The organism is Yersinia rohdei ATCC 43380, assembly GCF_000173775.1.
Taxonomy (GTDB): Bacteria; Pseudomonadota; Gammaproteobacteria; order Enterobacterales; family Enterobacteriaceae; genus Yersinia; species Yersinia rohdei.
This window is the reverse complement of the sequence record NZ_ACCD01000083.1, coordinates 1-619: the sequence shown is the minus strand read 5'-3', so window position 1 is coordinate 619 and position 619 is coordinate 1. Positions and strand designations below refer to the sequence as shown.

Below are 619 nucleotides of genomic sequence, written 5' to 3'. Positions count from 1 at the left end.
TTTTAGCGGCGCACATCATATTGGTGCCACGGGGGTGTTGACCGTCGGTCAGGCCAGTAATTTGGGGACGGCGACGGTCGGGCTGGATACCGCAACGTCTCATTTTGTGCTTAACGGCGTGAGTGGCGCGGTGGCTAATGTGCTCAGCGGCGAGGCGGGTTCAACGGTTGATGTGACCAATGGCGCGAATACCTCACTGACGGGCAATAACAGCAACTTCCTTGGGCAGTATGCGCTGGCGGGGAACAGCAAATTATCAGTCGGGTTCGACCGCCAATTTAGGGGCGAGCGCCAGTATTGCATTGGCGGGCGCACAGGATATTTTAGCCCTGAGCGGTTTTAATGGCACCTTTGACAATACGGTGACTGGCAGCGGAGTATTGCAGGTTACGGACGGCGCGAATGCCACCTTGACCAGCAGTAATGGTGTGGCTGACACGGTCACGGTGGATATTGCCAATGCCACCTTGAATCTGGATGACATGGCGCAGTTCAATCACGAGCTGACCGGTAACGGCACACTGAATGTGGCGAGATCTGGCCAGCACGGCATTTAACTTCGGTTCTGCGGTGGGCGGGGCGTTCAGTGGCATGGTGAATCTATCGAACTCCACTTTTG

At 56.1% G+C, this 619-nt stretch carries 2 protein-coding genes; one reads left to right on the top strand and one right to left on the bottom strand.

The window, feature by feature from the left end:
• The coding region (locus tag YROHD0001_RS20885; protein ID WP_282645160.1) for a hypothetical protein at nt 1–343 on the top strand (343 nt) is incomplete at its 5' end.
• Here YROHD0001_RS20885 and YROHD0001_RS20880 read toward each other — a convergent pair.
• A partial coding sequence (locus YROHD0001_RS20880; RefSeq protein WP_282645159.1) for a hypothetical protein occupies nt 324–619 on the bottom strand: 296 nt, incomplete at its 5' end. The genes YROHD0001_RS20885 and YROHD0001_RS20880 overlap by 20 nt on opposite strands.